This is a genomic window from Streptomyces sp. TRM70350, assembly GCF_019219825.1.
Taxonomy (GTDB): domain Bacteria; phylum Actinomycetota; class Actinomycetes; order Streptomycetales; family Streptomycetaceae; genus Streptomyces.
The window spans coordinates 1-15549 of record NZ_JAHUXH010000043.1; the positions used below are offsets into that span (position 1 = coordinate 1).

The window sequence follows — 15549 nt, forward strand, 5'->3', positions numbered from 1 at the left end:
GTGAAGACCTCTCCCGCCATCGCATTGTCAGCAGGTTTGTCGCCTTCCCAAACTGCCAGGTCGTAGCTCATGGCCGCACTGTGCCACACGCCAATGACAGCGCGCCTTCGGCGTCACGCAGTATGGCAACCAAACCCCACTGTCCGAGGGCGCTGTTACCTTCCGCCCATGACCGCATCAGACGCTCTGCTTCGCCGTCTTGAGCAAGACTCGTCGCTGGCTGCCGCGCTGGCCTGGCCAGGTGACTTCGACATAGATCGCCGGGATCCCATCGAGGATCTTGTACTCCCCTCTGGCAGGCCGCTGCATCCGGTAGCCGGATGCGGCGCCGGCGGCACGTACTTCCTCTGCGGGGAGGCTGGGACCGAGGAGCGGCCTGTCCTGTATGCCGATTCCGAGGGCCGGGCCACGTTGATCGGCGCCGACCTCGTCGAGGCCATCACACTCATCGCCGTGCTGCCCTTCTGGCGCGACCTGGCGAAGGGCTTCGCGATCAGTGAGCTGGGCTCGGACCTTCGGGCCGACCACCCGGACTTCGACGCCGAGCGCGACCGCCTTCTGCACGTCCTCGGACATGCCTCCCTCTCCGAGGAGGAGGCTGCCGCTCGCCTCCTGGCTGTGGCCGCGCGCACGGCCCCGGACTACGCGCCGCGCGTACCGGACGACGATCACCTGCCGTACGAGCTTCTGTTTCCGAGCGGCCCCGCATAGCGAAGCCAGCGCTTGACGTCAGTACCGGGCTATGACCTGTCGCAGGTCCGTGCCCAGGAGGTCCTCCAGCGACTGGATGCTGGCTGGTGGTAGTGGCAGCTCGCATTCTGGGTCTGTGGTGACGAGGCTGTACCTGGCGAAACCCGCAGCCTCGACGTAGTCGAGGGCGTTCAAGTCCGTCTGGGCAGAGCAACAGGGCATTGTCACGGCAAGCGCGTCGAAATAGCCGTCCGGAAGGGCTGCCGTGTCTATCGCGTCGCCCCACCAGTCTTCGATGTCGGAGCCGCATACGGGGCACCGGACACCACACCAATTCTCCCCGGGATCAATGAAGGCTGTGCCGGGGATGTCCCAGACGTCGTAACCGCCCAACGCCTCGGGAACCAGTTGTCGTAGCCGGGCTTGCGCAGCCTCGCTCGCAGCGGGCGCAGGCGAAAAGTGCGGGTCCTTGGGTATGAGGTGGAGCAGCGTGATGCTCACGCTGCCGACCAGCCGTCCAGCGAGACCTCCGAGCCGCCATTCAGGTAATGGTGGAGGGCGCTGGCGGTGGTGTCGACGAAGGCTTCGGGGATGGCGTTCGCGTCGACCCAGCGGACCTGGGAGTGCTTGCGGGGTTCGCGGTTTTCGGGTTCACCAGTCCATTCGTGGGCGGCGAAGACGACGGTGAGGAAGCCGTTGGGGGCTTCGACGCCCCAGGCGCCGTGGATGATGTGGGCGACTTTGAGGGACTCGGGCTTCACCGTGAGGCCAGTTTCCTCGTAGAGCTCGCGGACCGCCGTCTCCGTGATGGGCTCGCCAGGTTCACTCTTGCCGACGGGCAGGTCCCACATCCCCTGGGCGAACTTCGCGTTCTCGCTGCGCTGGAGGAGGACGACGCGGTTGGTGGCCTTGTCGTGGACGATGACGGCCGCGACCAGCAGGGTCATCGATTCGAGCGCCGGCTTGAGGGCCTTGGGCTGGTCGTCGGTCTGCTGGATCACGGTGTTCCCTTCGTCGGGCGGGTTGTTGGGCATGTTAGGTGAGGGCCTCGCGGGCGCGACGAGCAAGATCGGCGGCACCGGGAACGCGGCGGCGCTGGTAGACCGCGAGCGTGGAGCGGATTGAGGTGATTGCCTTACGAGTCCGGTCGGAGGTCATGCCTTCCATGAGGACCAGGGCCTGGGTCCAGGCGGCGACCGCCTCGTCGGCGCGGGCCTGGGCGGCGAGGCTGTCGCCGAGGTCGGCGTGAGTGAGGGCGTGGACACGCTTGTACTTCTCGGGGTCCCAGCGGGTGAGGGCATCGCGGTGCTGCTGCTCGGTGCCGATGTGGTCGGCGAGGTCGGTCAGGGTGCGGGCGGTGTGGCTGGCCACGGTGCCGGCGGCGGGGCCGCTGACGCGGGAGTAGCTGGGTTGGGGGCCGTCGTCCCGTAGCAGGGCGTCTTCGGCCGCGAGTAGGGCGCGCGCGGCCGAGGTGTTCTCGTTGACTGCGGCGTAGGCGCGGGCGTGGGTGATGTGGAGGAGGGCCTCGGTCTGGCCGTCGACGTGGCCGAGCCCGGCTCGGAGGGCGCCTTCGACGAGGTCGACGCAGTGGTGGGGCTGCTTGAGGCTGAGGGCCTGGTGGGCGAGGGCACGCATCATCCAGGCCCCATGGCCGTGGGGGTCGGCTTCACAGGCTAGTTGGTAGCCGACCTGGTAGTAGCGCTGGGCGGCGCCTTCGTGGCCGAGGTCGTGGTGTTTCCACCCCGCGAGGTAGGCGAGTTCGGCGACGGCGCCAAAGGCGGCCCGGCGTAAGACTTCGCTGGGGAAGCGTCCGCGGAGCATCGGGGCGGCGGTGTCGGCGAGGTACGCGGTGACGGTGGTCAGGCCGTGCCCGCCGCCGAGGCGCTCGTCAGCGGCGCTGAAGGCCGCGGTGATCTGGCGTACGACGTCCACGTCCTCCGCGCCGACCATGGACGTGCCGGTGCGGGCGCGGAGCATGCGGGCGGTGGCCTCGTGGTCGTAGCCGAGCGGCATGGCGACGCCGGCGGTGGTGAAGGCCGCGATGGCGAGGAAACGGCGCCGTTCGACGTCGGCCCGGCCCAGGTCGGTGACCGCGAGGACGGGGTCGGATTCCGCCCGCTCTTCGGCCTCGCCGGAGATGAGGCCGATCTCGGTCTGGGTGATCGTGCGTCCCGCTCGGCGGGACAGGGCCTCAGCCAGGTACTGGCCTACCTGGCCCGAAGGGGCCCGGGTGCCGTTCACCCAGTGCGAGATGGCTGACTTGTTGGTCTGGAGGATCTCGCCGTTCTCGGCGGCGATACGCCGCACGTCCCTGGCGAGGGCCTCATAGGTGCAGCCGACCGAGTCGATGACATCGCGCAGACGGGAGTTGGGGCCCCTCTGCGCCGCCACGATCGCCTCCACTCCGGAGCTGTAAACCGCGTATACCGCTTCAACTGCCTTCCACCGTACCCACTGAGCGTGACCACCGGTTCACTTATCAGCAGCCGCCCGGAACGGCGCGACCGTGATCCAGGCTCCCCCTTGGTCCAGGCGGCACCCCGAAGTTCCGTACGCCCACACCAGGCTCGGGCATTCCTGTGCCCGAGACCGGCCAATCAGAGACGGAGACACGGTGACCGCCATCGACACCACGGCCATCACAGTCGAGCTGCCCGAGGCGTTCGACCCGCGCTGGAGCCGCCTGCCCGGCATCCAGGTCGACGGCCGGCGCATCACCATCGACCCGGCCGAGTACTTCTTCCGCTTCGAGTCGAACACCTGGCTCGTCGCCGACTGGGAGCTGGTCAAGTCCCAGCTCCTGGACGTGGACGAGACGACCGAGAGCGCGGTCGAGCAGCTCGCGCTCGACTTCATCAAGCAGCACGGTGAGTCCACGTCCGACGCGGCCCGCGTCGTGGCCACCGCGTACGAGGTGTACGCGTACCTCTTCCGCGAGGAGCACCTGGCCAGCCTCGGTCTGCCGCAGATCACCGCCGACTACCTGCGGATGCTCCGCGAGGCGGCCACGCTCATGGCGCTCAACAAGGTCGAGCTGGACGGGCACATCTCCAACGTCGGCCCGTGCTGGTTCTTCCCCGCCGCCACGTCCGTCGTCTTCGACCTGGACGACGAGATGGGCGGGATGCTCGACGAGGTCTACCACGGCGGCTGGTTCAACGAGCACCGCCGGATCGAGTCCATCAAGGCCCACGCGGCGCTCGGCGGACGGCTCGTGCATGGGTGCCAGTCCGTGCCGGACCAGTCCGGCGGCGTGGTCGCGCCCTACGGTGCCTCGATGGCGAACTTCCGCGACGACCTCGCGGCCTTCAAGGCGGGCTGGATCGAGCACGTCTACGCCCACCGCGTGAACCCCGCCGCGTAACCCACCCGATCAGGCTCCGGGGCGGGCCGGTATCTCTCGCCCGCCCCGGACGCCACCATCTCCCCGGAGCCCTCCTGTGACCACGAACCCCAGCGCCGAACTCCTCGACAACCTACTCACCGCGACCGGCCAGACCACCGCCGTACGGGAGGAGGTGCGCGTGTGGTCCATGTCCGGCGTCGAGCGCGTGACCTTCCCCGACGGCTCCACGGCCATCTTCAAGTACGCCAAGAAGCCCTTCGACAGCGAGGACCAGGCCCTCCGCCTGGCCCACACCCTCGGCGTACCCGTCCCCCAGGTCCACGCCTCCGCCGTCCTGAACGGCTGGCTCGGCATGCTCATGGAGGACCTCGGACCGTCCGTCCGCGAGGCCGACGACCTCGACGGCGTCGCCGCGGCCGTGGTCCTGCACGGCACCCGCACGGCTCCGCCCTTGCCTGTCCTGGACCGGGAGCGGCTGCGCACGCTGCCGGCCCGGGCGCTAGAGCATCTCGAACGGCTGCGCAAGGCCGAGCGGTGGCAGGACGCCGACGACATCGAGGACGCGCTCGACCGGATCGCCCAGGCCGCCGAGGCTCGCTCGGCCGGAGCGACTCTGGCGCCCTTCGGCTGGGTGCACTCCGAGTTCCACCCCACCAGCCTCCACATCGGTGAGCGCGGCTGGCGGCTGCTCGACTTCGCCCGCGCCTTCACCGGTCCCGGCCTGCTCGACCTCGCCAGCTGGCACGGCACCATCGAACCCCCGCACCCCGTACGCCTTCGCGTCTTCCTGGAGCAGTACGTCACCGCCGGCGGCACCCCCGACGCACTCGCCCCGCGCGGCGGACTCACCGCCGAGAACTGGGCTCTGGGCTGGCACCGCATGTGGGCCGTCGAGTGGTTCATGGAGCAGTCCGTTCGCTGGATCGACGACCCGGCCACCGACCCCGCCTACATCAAGGCTGTCCGCCGCCACCTCACCGACGTCCTCCACCTCCTGGAGATCTGACGTGCTCGCCCAGGCATCCCCCTGGCACGCCCACGCGCTCCAGCGCACCGCCGCTGGACTCGCCGAACCCCTGTCCGTACCCGCACGGATGGAATGGACCACGAGACCCGGCCAAGGGCCCGGAGCTGACGTCCTCGGCCCCGACCTGCGCGGCAAGCGACTCCTGGAACTCGGCTGCGGCCCCGGCCACAACGCCGCCCACCTCGCCACCCGCCACGGCGCCCACGTCACCGGCGTCGACCTGGTCGGCCTCCAGGTCCGCCGCGCCCGCTCGCACTACGGACGGCTGAACAACCTCACCTTCGTCGCCGGGCACGCCCTGCACTACCTGCACGCCTCCGACGAGCAGTTCGACGCGATCTACTCCGTCTTCGGAGCCGTCGGCCTCGTCGCCCCCGAACTCCTGCTCCCAGCCATCGCCCAGCGCCTCACGCCCGGACGGGTGCTCGCCTTCTCCGTCCCCCACCCCCAGCGCGGCGGCCGAAGCCCCTCGGGCGACGACCGGCCTCGTCGCGACCACGTCACCCTCCCCGATCGCACCCGGCTTCCCATCGCCCGCTGGGAGTTCTCCACGGACCGGTGGGAGGAGCACCTCAGCCGAGCGGGCTTCTGGCTCACCTCAGCCCAGGAGTTCCACGACCCCCGCATGGGCCACTGGCCCACCACCCTGCTAATCCGCGCCCGCAAGCTCTGACCAGCCCTTCGCCCCGGCTTCCCTTGGAGGAACCGATGCGCCCGCCCTACCTGCTCCTCGACATTGACGGCGTCCTCATACCCTTCCCCAACGCGGATGGCTCGACCCCGGCCACCCACGCCCGCCACGACGTCGTCCCCACCGGCCGGAGCGCCGACAACCCGGTCACCGTCTGGCTCCACCCCGACCACGGCCGTCTGCTCATGGACGTGATCCGCACTGGCCTGGTCACCCCGGTCTGGTGCACCAGCTGGCGCCAGGACGCCACCACCCTCATCGGCCCGCTCCTCGGCCTTCCAACCCTGTCGTACGTCGATCTCCCGCGTCCGCAGATCACCACCAGCCACCCCAACGGCTACCTGTGGAAGCGTGACCACGTCGACGCCTGGCTGGGCGACGCCCCCGCCGTCTGGATCGACGACGACTTCACCGGCCTCGACCATGAATGGGCGGCGGAGCGCACTGCGAAGGGAACGTCGACCCTCCTCATTCAGCCCGACCCACACCACGGGCTGCAGCCCGAGCACCTGACCGGGCTCATGACGTGGGTCTCGCAGTTACCCACAGCCCGCGCCGCCTGACGCCCTGATGCCCTCGCTGCCACAAGCAGCGAGGGCATGAGAGTGTTGCTCGAGCGTGAGCTGTCTGCGGTCTGTGGCACGTATCGGCGGCGCTGGTGTCAGAGTCGGCTGGAACACTGCGGTCGTGATCAACGAGATGACCCCAGACCTTTCTGGTGCTCCCGCCAGCTCCCTGCCACCCAGAGCGCAGGCAGAGCTCGCCGGCACCGCCTGGGAAGAGCTGCCGCACGTCTGTACGGGCCGGCACAGTGTGCCTGACACACCGGACATCCTCGGCGCTGTGCTCGCCACCGACCCGGCCCGCCGGGTACGGGCGGTGAGCGATCTGTGTCGGCTGCTCCTCAATCAGGAGCAGGTGTTTCCGGCGACCGCTCCGGCAGCCTTGGTCCTGGCCTATCTTCTTGACGATCCGCGCACCCTCTCCGAAGACCGGTGGGAGCGCAGGGCCGGTCGGCGGTCGCTTCGCGCCGAACTGCTGAACTGGCTGGCTTCGTTCGCCGACATCGCCCGCCTGGACGTCGAGGACGGCGTCGGCACGGCGCAGAATCTGGCCGCCGCCCGTGCGGCAAGGCCAATACTCCACGACCGCATCGCGGACTTCTGCGACGCCGACGATCCACTGGTGAAGGAGGCCGCGCTCGCGGCCACCGCCCTGCTCCTGGCCGACCCCGCCCTCGCCTCGTCCGTACCCCGGTACGCGCCCGCCGTTCGCGAGGTCCTTGCCGTGAGCGCGGACTCGTACTACCGGTGGGTCGCCCGGGAACGGCTGGCTGCCTGGGGGGAGGATGTCACTGGTCTCGTCACTGCGGAGAAGGAGCGCCGCGCGGCCCTGGACCGGGCAGGCGAGCTGGCGGAGGACCCGTTCGGCGGCCAGGAGCAGGAGCAGGCGATCCGCTGGCTGGAAGAGCAACCCGAGGACACCGCGGCTCCGAAACGACTCGGCCGCCAGCGTGAGGACCGGACCGCGCCCATACCGGCCGCCCTGCACGAGCCAGCACCCGAGCCGCCCGTGGCCGCCGCTGGAAGCGAGGCGGGGTACCGCGGCCCGTGGCGGATCACCCGGGAGGAGGAGCGCGCCGAGTGGACGTTCACGCCGTACGTAGGAGTCGGCCCCCTGCACTTCGGGATGACCTTGGAGGAGATCACCCGCGTCCTCGGCGAAGGACCGGCCGTCTCGTCCTACTCCCACCACGGCGAAGATCAGCAGCTCAACTACGCCGACTTCACTGAGAGCGGGATCAGGGCCCTCTTTCACGACGGCCGCCTGGGGTGCGTCGCCGCAGACGCCCTCACCGGCCCCCAGGTGAGACTGGACGCAGCCCCGCTGACCGGCTGCGCGCCTTCCCACGTGGAGGACTGGCTCGTCCACCGCACAACACGGCCCGGCAGCCTGGCGTACAGCGTCGCTGGCGATCCGGTCTTCGCCGACCTCGGCCTGGCGATCCGCTCCCAGCGGGCCGGCGACGTCGTCCTGACCCGCCCCCTCTTCCTGCTCCACGACTGGCTCGACCTGTGGCACGCACTGCCCAGCGAGGAGTGGAACTGCTCGTGAAGCGTTGTTCGCCGGTCGGCCTCACCTGAGTGCGAGGCCGACCGGAGCGACATCTCGTCCACTCGAGCGATATCGGGGACGTAGGCCGCCGGCCGAGTGGGGAATCAACGTGAGCAGCTCTGCGCTGGCCGGGGTCAGCGGTGTCGACTGCGTTCTTCGGACCTCGTGGCCACTGGTGTGGCCGGAGGGTGTAGCGTGGCGGACCTGGCCGATGTGCCGCTGGTGGTGCTTCGGCTGCGAGCTGCTTGCGTGCGCCGGTTCGGTTGAGCGGTGATGCGCCAGTTGAGGACCTCGGCGGGGTGCTCGGCGCTGTCGAGCTCTCGTTGGGCGCTCACCTCGGTCAGGAGGCGTCGGGGGTTGTGGCCGGCGGTCTCGGCGTGGGCGAGGGTGGTGGTCAGGGCGGTCCAAGTGGGGTCGGCGAGGATCCGGTCGGCGTGGTTGGGGAGGGCTGCGCGCACGCCCTGCTCGAAGCGGCGGGCGGTTGCGGCTCGTGGTGCGCGGCGGGCCAAGTCGGCCAGGACGGGTGTGGCGGCCTGCTGGTAGCCCGCCTGGAGCTGGCGGAAGGCTTCTTCGGCCGCAGCGGCCTGCTGTTCGTGGCCGCGCTGTTCGTGCCACTTGGCGGCGGCGCGGGCCAGGTGCACGGTGGCGAAGAGCAGGGCGATGGCAAGTCCGCCGGGCTCGTTGGAGGCGTAGGCGAGTTCCTTGGCGGCCTTGCGCAGGGCGGTGGCGGCTTGGTGGTCGGCGCGGGTGGCGGTGCGGCGGGCGCGGTTGAACGTCATTGCCGCCGTCCGTAGTTCCGCCCGGTGAGGGCCGGTCGTGGCGCTGGCGATGTTGTACAGGGCGTCGCCGAAGGCGGCCAGGTGGCCCTGGGCAGCGGCATCGTCACCGGAGTCGAGGACGGTGCGTGCCGTGTGTATTGCGGTGGTGGTGTGCCGCCATGGGTCCGTGGGGTCCGCCACATACCGGGGGCGGTCGGCCACATCCTGCTCGGGGAGGCGTTCGCGCAGGCGGTTGATGGAGAGGTCGGGGGCGAGTTTGGAGCCGCCGTACCAGACAGGTTCGCCGGCCGCGTTGGTGTCGCCGGGTGCGGCGAGGCTGTAGCCGATGACGTCTCCGGTCTCGGGGCCGAGGCGGGTTTTGACCTTGATGCCGAGGGACTGAAGCACGGTGAAGTAGTCGGTTTCGTTGTGTACGGCGGCGGCGACCGCGTACGCCTGCTCGCGCAGCCATTGCCGTGCCGTGACCGTCTGGCCCTGGCGCTCGGCCTTGGCGCGTTCGGCGCCGGTGGGAGTGCGGGGCGCGGTGAGGTCGCCGGACTTCAGGCGGCGCAGGCCGAACTCGGCTTCGATCTTGCGACATTCGGCTTGGGCCCGCTGTCCATCGCGGTGGGTGCGTGGGCGGCGCCCGTCGGCGCGGACGGTGGTGGCCATGATGTGGATGTGGTCGTCGGCGTGGCGCACCACGATCCACCGGCATGCCTTCTCGTCGCCTTCGGGAGCGATGCCTGTGGCGTGAACGATGCGGCGGGCGACCTCGGCCCACTCGGCGTCGGTGAGGTAGCGGTCGCCGGGCGCGGTGCGGACCGGGCAGTGCCAGACATGCTGAGGAAGCTTCTTGCCGCCCAGCTCGCGGGTGCGCAGGTCGACATGGTGGTCGAGGCGCTTGGCCAGCAGGGAGTAGGTGGCTGCCGGGTCGCGGCCCGGGTCGGGGGCGCCGACCATGTCCCAGGCGGCGACGATGTGAGGGTCGGTGTGTTCGTCGCGGCGGCCGGGGCCGAAGAGGTAGACGATCAGCCCGCGGGTGTCGGAGCCGGTAGAGACGTCAGGAACCATGCGCGGTGCCTTCCGTCAGGAGCTGGTCGATCAGTCGGTAGCTGCTCTCGGCCGCTTGCTCGACGCGGTCCAGCACCGCCTCGGCGCGCTCGGGCACCGTTCCTCGGTGGATGGCTGCGGTGATCTGGTTGAGGTTGCCGCCGATGCGGTTCAGCGCGACCGTCTGTGCCTCGACGGCCTCGATCAGCGGGCGGAGAGGATCGTCCTCCGGACTACCGACCAGCCCCGCCTTACCGAGGGCGACGGCGAGGGCGGCGTCACCGACGAATCCGGCGAACCTCTGACCGCGCTGGTGAGCGGCGGCACTGATCACGCCGACCGCGGTCCGGGTGAAACGGATGGTCTTCTCCTGGTCACGCTTCTCCACCGTGCGCTTGCGGTTCATCAGCGCGGGCAGGGCGGGGGCATCGAGATCCCGCCAGGAGGGCTGCTCGGCAGGCGGTTGGACGTCGGTCGGCGGCTGAGTGCTCGGGGCGACGGAGTCGGGTGCGGGCGGGCAGCTGGTTTCGGCTGCACCCTCCTCCGGCTCGGGCGCCCCTTGGCGCTCGGCCTTCCCCTCCGCCACCCCTGGGGCGGGGGCAAGCGCGGACGAAGCCTCGTTAGAGGCTCGTTCGCTCCAGCTTGCTGCTGATCGGCGGGTCAGGCGCAGCGGGGTCAGCCATGCGGCCAGCCGGTCGCGCAGCGCGTTCAGTTCCGGGACGGAGTGCCGGGAGCGGAAGGGAGTGACCTTCTCGCCGGGCTTGCACTTCTGCATGCGGAGCACGACGGCGCGGTCCATGATCGTGTCCGGTAGGTCGCCGATGCCTGCCAGCGCGGCCATAGCGAAGGTCGGGAACGCGATCGGCTTGTGCTCAGGGCCGGATATCCGCCAGGCGGGGCGGTTGCGCTGGTGTCCGGCGTTCAGCAGGCCACGCAGGTCCTCCTTGTCGCCGGCCTTCGGGCCGAAGATGGTGTCGGCCTCGTCCACCAGCAGCGTAGGCGGGTCCTCGCCGATGATCCGGAAGACCACCGCCGGCGAGGTGTTCACCGTCATCATCGGCTTGTGCACGGTCTCGTGGAGCACGTCCAGGACACGGGATTTGCCGCATCCCTTGGTCGGTCCCACCACCGCCAGACGCGGCGCGTGCTGGAGGGCGGGCTGGATGTGGGAGGCCGCCACCCACAGGGTGACCGCCGTCAGAGCCTCATCGCTCGGCAGCACGACGTACCGGCCGATCGCGGCGCGCAGCTCGTCCAGTACGACGGTCCCGTCCTGGTCCCCGTCCGCCGAGAAGCCAGAACGCTCACGATCCTCGGTCCCCGGTCCGGGTTCCGGGACCGTCCCAGCAGCACCGTGGTCAACCCGGACCGACGGTCCGGGTTCGACACCCGACTGACCGGAACTCTCCGCCCGGTTATCGGCTTGCGGACCGGGTCCATGGTCCGGGTTCCCGGTCCGGTCCGATAGAACGCTGAGCTGCGCGTTCTCCGCCGGTCCGGGTTCCTGGTCCGGGTTGTCCGGAACTCCAGTCCGGGTTTCGGTCGCGGGTCGGTCCGGTCCCGGACCGACCGGACCAGCGGCGCGGTCCGGTCGATTGCCGGTCCCCGGAGAGACGGGCCGGCCGTCCGCTCGGTCCGGACGGTGCCACGGGATGCCCTGGCCGGGGACCGCAGCGGCAGGCCAGACGACCTTGTGGGATGTGTTCGAGGTGGCGGGGGACGTAGGGTCCTCCATTGACGTTCCTCTCAGTTGAGGGACGGGACGGGCAAGGTCCCGCCTCTCACCGGTTCGTTCGTTCAGGGATGGGCGACGTGCAGGGGAATCTCCGGCCCTCGGCGTTGGCGCGCCGGGGGCCGTTGCTGTGTCCGGGGCTGTCGGCGGCTCACGAGGCCAGGCCCCACTCGTCACGGCCGTCGATCAGCGTGCGCTCGTAGCGCAGCAGCTCCGCCTCGGGGTACAGCACCCGCTTGCCGACCTTGATGCCGCGCGGCCCCTTCTTGATGTGGCGCCAGTAGCGGACAGTGCTCTCGGCTGTGCGGTAGCGCTCGGCGACCTCGGCGGTGGTCAGGTATCGCATGCATTCCCATTCGGCTAGGTGGCGATTCGATCTGCATAAAGTTGTACCCCGGGGTCGGTGGTTACCCAAATCGGGAAGCTCATGTTTCAATTGGGATAGCGACGGTGACGATGGAGGCTCGATGGCAGGCGACAGGCCCGAGGGCGGCGAGGTGCCGCTGCTCTACAGCGAAGGGAACGTGGCCGCGCGCGTCGCCCTGGAGCGCGAGGTCAGAGGGTGGAGCACGACCGAGCTGGCGGAGCGGGTGACCAGAGCCGGCATCAAGATGAACCAGACAGCGGTCTGGCGCATCGAGAATGGCACCCCCCGCCGACGCATCAATCTCGACGAGGCTCTCGCCTTCTCCCGCGTCTTCGAACTCCCCCTCGAAGAACTAATGTCACCACCCCTGGAGGGGCTCGACATCGACAGTCGGCGACTCGTTCAAGAGGCCGTCGAAGCGTTCTACGAGGCCCGAGACGCGCGCGACCGCCTACACCACGCTGTGGTCGCCATCGCCGACCACATCAAGGCCCATCCCGACAGCTCGCGGGCCATCCACGAGCAGTGCCTCCGCCTCATGGGCGACGAGCGGGACGCTCGCACGCTCAGCAGTGACATCAAGGACGGTGGCCACTACTGACAACCGACACGAAGGAGAGGCCACTTGGCCAACATTCAGAAGCGCCCCAATGGCAAATGGCGAGCCCGCTACCGCGACCTCGACGGCAAGGAGCACGCCCGCCACTTCGAGCGGAAGATCGACGCCCAGCGGTGGATCGACGAGGTCACGGCCAGCCTGGTCACCGGTCAGTACGTCGACCCGCGATCGGCGAAGAGCCTTTCAAGGAGTACGCGGAGGAATGGCGGGCCATCCAGCCGCACCGGCCTTCCACGGCCAAGGCGGTGGCCCAGCACCTGCGCTGCTACGTCTACCCGGCCTGGGAAAAGCGGGCACTCGGCGCCATCAAGCCCGGCGACGTACAGAGCTGGGTCACCAGCCTGACCACCACGCACGGGCTGGCCGCCAGCACCTCACGGACGGTCTTCAACACGGTCAACGCCGTCTTCCGGGCGGCCGTCCGTGACCGGATGATCCCGCACAACCCGTGCGCCGAGGCGAAACTGCCTTCGGTGCCCCGGAAGAAGATCGTGCCGCTGGCCGTCGAGCAGATACGGATGCTGTCCGAGGAGATACCCGCCCGGTACAAGTGCCTCGTGCTGCTGGGCGCGGCCACCGGGCTCCGCCCCGGCGAGTTGTTCGGCCTCCAGCTCCGGCACGTGGACCTGCTGCACGCGACCGTCTCGGTCGAGCAGCAGATCCAGCAGACCGCCAAGCACGGCGTGTATGTCTGCCCGCCCAAGACCGCTCGCTCGCACCGCATGGTCCCGCTCCCCCGCATGGCGGTGGATGCGATGAAGGCCCACCTGCGGGACTTCCCCGCCGATGGGCCCGAGAGCTGGATCTTCACGGCGCCGCAAGGCGGGCCCGTGGTCTACACGCACTTCATGGACGGGTCCTGGCGGCCCGCCTGCGCGAAGGCCGGCATACCGAAGGGCACCGGACCCCACGCCCTCCGGCATCACTACGCCAGCCTGCTGATCAAGCACGGCGAGTCCGTGAAGACGGTCTCCGAGCGTCTCGGCCACACCAACGCAGCCATGACGCTGAACATCTACACCCACCTATGGCCCGACTCCGAGGAGCGAACCCGGGCTGCTGTCGACAAGGCGTATGCGGACCAGTCCGCCGATGCCCAGCCACAGGTCGACGAAGCGGCGTAGCCGCTCCCCCCGCGCGCTGACCGAAGTCAGCACGCTGCGGACTCTGTGCGGACCGCAAAGGCCGCCCAACCCGCTCCGCCGCAGGTCAGACGGCCTTTCGCCGGACGTATCAGACGTTGAAGCGGAACTCCACCACGTCCCCGTCCTGCATGACGTAGTCCTTGCCCTCCATCCGCGCCTTCCCCTTCGCGCGGGCCTCGGCCACCGAACCCGCCGCGACGAGGTCCTCGAAGGAGATGACCTCGGCCTTGATGAAGCCCTTCTGGAAGTCGGTGTGGATGACGCCTGCGGCCTCGGGGGCCGTGGCGCCCCTCTTGATGGTCCAGGCACGGGATTCCTTGGGGCCGGCCGTGAGGTAGGTCTGCAGGCCCAGGGTGTTGAAGCCGACGCGGGCCAGGGTGGCCAGGCCGGGTTCGGTCGCGCCGACCGACTCCAGCAGCTCCATGGCGTCCTCCTCGTCGAGCTCGGCGAGGTCCGCCTCCAGCTTGGCGTTGAGGAAGATCGCCTCGGCGGGGGCGACCAGCGCGCGCTGGTCGTTCTTGAAGTCCTCGTCGACCAGTTCGTCCTCGTCGACGTTGAAGACGTACAGGAAGGGCTTCGTCGTCAGCAGGTGCAGGTCGTGCAGGAGCTCGGCGCGCTCGCTGCCCTGGACGATGCCGTGCGCGAAGAGGGTGTCGCCCTTCTCCAGGATCTCCTGGGCCTCCTCGACCGCCTTGACCTTCGGCGCCACGTCCTTCTTGATCCGCGACTCCTTCTGGAGGCGCGGCAGCACCTTCTCGATCGTCTGCAGGTCGGCGAGGATCAGCTCGGTGTTGATCGTCTCGATGTCGTCCTTCGGCGAGACCTTGCCGTCGACGTGGACGACGTTCTCGTCCTTGAACGCGCGGATGACCTGGCAGATCGCGTCGGACTCACGGATGTTCGCCAGGAACTTGTTGCCCAGGCCCTCGCCCTGGCTCGCGCCGCGTACCAGACCCGCGATGTCGACGAACTCCACGGTCGCCGGGACGGTCCGTTCGGACGTGAAGATCCCGGCGAGCGTGTTCAGGCGCGCGTCGGGCACACCGACCACGCCCACGTGCGGCTCGATCGTGGCGAACGGGTAGTTGGCCGCCAGCACGTCGTTCTTGGTCAGGGCGTTGAACAGGGTCGACTTGCCGACATTCGGCAGGCCGACGATTCCGATCGTGAGCGACACGTTGCGACTTCCCGTACGTGAGAGGGGCCTGGGGGCCGGTGGGCCGGGGGCCGGGAGCCAGGGGTCTGGCTGGCCGATCCACCAGTTTACGGGGTGCCGGACTCCGGCCGGGCGCCCTGTCGAACGCTTGGCCAAGCTCTGCCCAACGGCGTGTCGGACGGGCTATTCGGCACATTAACCGACCTAAGTTAGGCCAGTGGAGCAACACAGGGCGCGATCTCCTCAGCACGGGCCGCGACGCGGGACCTCGCCGCCGACGCCCCTGCCGTCGCAGGCACGGCGCGGCGGCGCCGGCGGTGGCGGTGGCGGCCCTGCGCAGCGCCCGGCCAGGCCCGCCGCGGCGCGGCCCGAACGCCGTTTTGCCGGTGCGGCCCGGCATCCGGCGGCGGCACGGCGGCCTGTCCCGCCGATCGTCCAGGCGGCACGCCGGATGCCCAACCCGCGGCTCACCGGGCTCGGCTGCGGACTGTTCTGCGGTGCGGTGATGCTGACGCTCGGCTGTCTCGACGCGCTGCTGCTCGGGTCGTCGCTCATCGTGTACGGCGTGCTGTTCCTGCCGGTGTGCGTGCTGGCCGCGGTGTGGGTGCGCGGGGTGGATCTGGTGACCGTGCCGGTCGTGGTGCCGATCGCCTTCGCGCTGGGGCTGGTGTTCGTCGCCGAGAGCGAGGAGGGGCTGAGCGGGCGGGCCGTGGGACTGTTCACCGCGCTGGCCACGCAGGCGGGGTGGTTGTACGGGGGGACTCTCGTCGCCGGGTCGATCGTCACCGTGCGGAAGGTCCGGCTGATGCGGCGGCGGGTGGCGCGGAACCGCCCGCCGGTGTGAGCCCGC

General features: G+C 69.8%; 16 protein-coding genes. 9 read left to right on the top strand and 7 right to left on the bottom strand.

The window, feature by feature from the left end; translation table 11 throughout:
* Positions 1–168: 168 nt before the first annotated feature.
* Positions 169–711: a hypothetical protein gene (locus tag KWI83_RS34915; RefSeq protein ID WP_218518402.1), complete on the top strand. Its 543-nt coding sequence runs from the start codon at positions 169–171 to the stop codon at positions 709–711.
* 18 nt (positions 712–729) lie between these two features.
* Here the strand turns inward: KWI83_RS34915 and KWI83_RS34920 are convergent, their stop codons facing one another.
* From KWI83_RS34920 to KWI83_RS34930, 3 genes are read right to left on the bottom strand one after another with little or no spacing between them, the layout of a single operon-like run.
* Positions 730–1191: a hypothetical protein gene (locus KWI83_RS34920; protein ID WP_218518403.1), complete on the bottom strand. Its 462-nt coding sequence runs from the start codon at positions 1189–1191 to the stop codon at positions 730–732.
* On the bottom strand, positions 1188–1724 hold the full coding sequence (locus KWI83_RS34925) for an NUDIX domain-containing protein (protein ID WP_218518404.1): 537 nt from the start codon (positions 1722–1724) through the stop codon (positions 1188–1190). Before KWI83_RS34925 ends, KWI83_RS34920 begins: the two co-directional genes overlap by 4 nt.
* A 1-nt stretch (position 1725) precedes the next feature.
* On the bottom strand, positions 1726–3081 hold the full coding sequence (locus tag KWI83_RS34930) for a tetratricopeptide repeat protein (protein WP_218518405.1): 1356 nt from the start codon (positions 3079–3081) through the stop codon (positions 1726–1728).
* Positions 3082–3304: 223 nt separating this feature from the next.
* On the opposite strand from KWI83_RS34930, the gene KWI83_RS34935 reads away from it, so the two are divergent.
* From KWI83_RS34935 to KWI83_RS34955, 5 genes are all read left to right on the top strand, one after another.
* Positions 3305–4054, top strand: coding sequence for a hypothetical protein (locus KWI83_RS34935; protein WP_218518406.1), 750 nt, complete (start codon positions 3305–3307; stop codon positions 4052–4054).
* A gap of 76 nt (positions 4055–4130) precedes the next feature.
* Positions 4131–5042 carry a phosphotransferase family protein gene (locus tag KWI83_RS34940; protein ID WP_218518407.1) on the top strand — a complete coding sequence of 304 codons (912 nt, stop codon included), beginning with the start codon at positions 4131–4133 and terminating at the stop codon, positions 5040–5042.
* A gap of 1 nt (position 5043) precedes the next feature.
* Positions 5044–5736 carry a bifunctional 2-polyprenyl-6-hydroxyphenol methylase/3-demethylubiquinol 3-O-methyltransferase UbiG gene (locus tag KWI83_RS34945; RefSeq protein ID WP_218518408.1) on the top strand — a complete coding sequence of 231 codons (693 nt, stop codon included), beginning with the start codon at positions 5044–5046 and terminating at the stop codon, positions 5734–5736.
* Positions 5737–5771: 35 nt separating this feature from the next.
* A complete protein-coding gene (locus tag KWI83_RS34950; protein ID WP_218518409.1) occupies positions 5772–6317 on the top strand; it encodes an HAD domain-containing protein in 546 nt (181 codons plus the stop codon).
* A gap of 250 nt (positions 6318–6567) precedes the next feature.
* Entirely contained in the window at positions 6568–7869 is a 1302-nt protein-coding gene (locus KWI83_RS34955) for a hypothetical protein (RefSeq protein WP_308122353.1), read from the top strand.
* A 134-nt stretch (positions 7870–8003) separates the two neighbouring features.
* On the opposite strand, the gene KWI83_RS34960 is transcribed toward KWI83_RS34955, so the two are convergent.
* From KWI83_RS34960 to KWI83_RS34975, 3 genes are all read right to left on the bottom strand, one after another.
* On the bottom strand, positions 8004–9701 hold the full coding sequence (locus tag KWI83_RS34960; protein ID WP_218518410.1) for a relaxase/mobilization nuclease domain-containing protein: 1698 nt from the start codon (positions 9699–9701) through the stop codon (positions 8004–8006).
* Entirely contained in the window at positions 9691–10902 is a 1212-nt protein-coding gene (locus KWI83_RS39460; RefSeq protein ID WP_308122354.1) for a DUF3631 domain-containing protein, read from the bottom strand. Before KWI83_RS39460 ends, KWI83_RS34960 begins: the two co-directional genes overlap by 11 nt.
* Before the next feature lie 661 nt (positions 10903–11563).
* Complete coding sequence (locus KWI83_RS34975) at positions 11564–11758, bottom strand: AlpA family transcriptional regulator (RefSeq protein ID WP_085570898.1); 195 nt, start codon at positions 11756–11758, stop codon at positions 11564–11566.
* A gap of 121 nt (positions 11759–11879) precedes the next feature.
* On the opposite strand from KWI83_RS34975, the gene KWI83_RS34980 reads away from it, so the two are divergent.
* Together KWI83_RS34980 and KWI83_RS39465 are read left to right on the top strand one after the other, a co-directional pair.
* Entirely contained in the window at positions 11880–12380 is a 501-nt protein-coding gene (locus KWI83_RS34980; RefSeq protein WP_218518411.1) for a helix-turn-helix transcriptional regulator, read from the top strand.
* A 56-nt stretch (positions 12381–12436) separates the two neighbouring features.
* A complete protein-coding gene (locus KWI83_RS39465) occupies positions 12437–13522 on the top strand; it encodes a tyrosine-type recombinase/integrase (RefSeq protein ID WP_374106443.1) in 1086 nt (361 codons plus the stop codon).
* Between the two features lie 109 nt (positions 13523–13631).
* Here KWI83_RS39465 and ychF read toward each other — a convergent pair whose 3' ends face one another.
* Complete coding sequence (gene ychF / locus KWI83_RS34990) at positions 13632–14720, bottom strand: redox-regulated ATPase YchF (protein WP_218518412.1); 1089 nt, start codon at positions 14718–14720, stop codon at positions 13632–13634.
* 196 nt (positions 14721–14916) lie between these two features.
* On the opposite strand from ychF, the gene KWI83_RS34995 reads away from it, so the two are divergent.
* Positions 14917–15543 carry a DUF6542 domain-containing protein gene (locus tag KWI83_RS34995; RefSeq protein WP_218518413.1) on the top strand — a complete coding sequence of 209 codons (627 nt, stop codon included), beginning with the start codon at positions 14917–14919 and terminating at the stop codon, positions 15541–15543.
* Positions 15544–15549: the final 6 nt, after the last annotated feature.